At 45.8% G+C, this 1,682-nt stretch carries 1 protein-coding gene; it reads right to left on the bottom strand.

The genetic code is table 11. From position 1 onward, the window contains the following. A partial coding sequence (locus F6K38_RS03460; protein ID WP_287356084.1) for a Clp protease N-terminal domain-containing protein occupies positions 1–1,682 on the bottom strand: 1,682 nt, incomplete at both ends.

Raw genomic sequence — 1,682 nt, 5'->3', positions numbered from 1 at the left:
GCACGCGATCGCTGAATAGCATCGGCAACAGCAGTAACGGCTTCCTCTTGACCAATCACCCGCTTGTGTAGTTCTTCTTCCAGGTGCAGTAGCTTCTCTTTCTGAGACTCAACCAGCTTACTAATGGGAATTCCAGTCCACTTAGAGATAATTTCCGCAATGTCAGCTTCTGTAACTTCTTCCCGCAGCAGGGATTTACTACTGGTTTGGTTCTCGGCTAGCTGTTGCTCAACGGCTGCCAGGGATTTTTGCAACTCGGCTAACTTGCCGTATTTTAACTTAGCGGCTCGGTTGAGGTCATAATCCCGTTCTGCCTGTTGAATTTCTACGTTAACTCGATCAATCTCTTCCTTAATCCCCTGAATCCGGTCAATCACATCTTTTTCTGATTGCCACTGGGCATTCAAAGTACGCTGTTCTTCTTTAAGATCAGCCAGTTCTTTTTCGAGTCTTTCCAGCCTTTCGATGGAGGCGAGATCAGTTTCTTTTTGTAAAGACAACCGTTCCATTTCCAGCTGGATAATTTTGCGGTCAATTTCATCGAGTTCTTCTGGCTTGGAAGTAATTTCCATTTTTAGCCGTGCTGCCGCTTCATCCATTAAGTCAATGGCTTTGTCTGGTAAAAAGCGATCGCTAATATACCGAGTAGACAAAGTAGCTGCTGCCACTAAAGCACTATCGGCAATTTTTACCCCATGGTGAACTTCATACCGTTCTTTAAGACCTCGTAGAATCGAGATAGTATCAGCTACACTAGGCTGGTCAACATAGACCTGCTGGAAGCGTCTTTCGAGTGCTGCATCTTTTTCAATGTACTTGCGGTACTCATCGAGAGTAGTAGCACCGATACAGCGCAATTCACCCCGTGATAACATTGGTTTGAGCAAATTTCCCGCATCCATTGCTCCTTGAGAAGCACCAGCACCGACAACGGTATGGATTTCATCAATGAACAGGATAATTTTGCCTTGGGAATCGGTAACTTCTTTTAGTACCGCTTTCAGGCGTTCTTCAAATTCTCCCCGAAACTTAGCCCCAGCAATCAATGCGCCCATATCCAGAGCAATCAATTGTCGGTCTTTGAGGGATTGAGGCACATCACCAGCTATAATCCGTTGTGCCAAGCCTTCAGCAATAGCAGTTTTCCCAACACCAGGTTCCCCCATCAGCACTGGGTTATTTTTAGTACGGCGCGAGAGAATTTGAATCGTGCGCCGAATTTCATCATCTCGCCCAATAACTGGGTCAAGCTTTCCCTCCCGCGCCGCCTCTGTCAGATCACGTCCATATTTTTCCAGTGCTTGGTATTTGCCCTCTGGATTTTGGTCGGTCACTTTCTGATTCCCTCGAATGTCAGCAATGGTAAGTTTAAGCCTATTTTCATCTAGTTTAAACTCCTGGAATAATGACTTACCAAAGCGGTCATCTTTCAGATAACCGAGGATCAGATGCTCAATGGAGATATAATCGTCCTGGTATTCTTTACGATAGGACTCTGCTCGGTCTAGCAAGCTATTCATGCTGCGTCCTAGGTAAACGGAGTCGCTATTACCAGAAACCTTAGGTTGCTTTTTGATAAAGGATTCCGTTGCTTCCCTTACCCGTTGCACAGACACTTCCGCTTTGTTCAGAATACTGGTAGCGAGTCCATCTTGATCCAGCATCGCCTTCATCAAGTGTTC

The sequence above is a fragment of the Moorena sp. SIO3B2 genome, from assembly GCF_010692525.1.
Lineage (GTDB): Bacteria > Cyanobacteriota > Cyanobacteriia > Cyanobacteriales > Coleofasciculaceae > Moorena > Moorena producens.
This window is presented reverse-complemented; position numbering and strand designations above follow the sequence as displayed.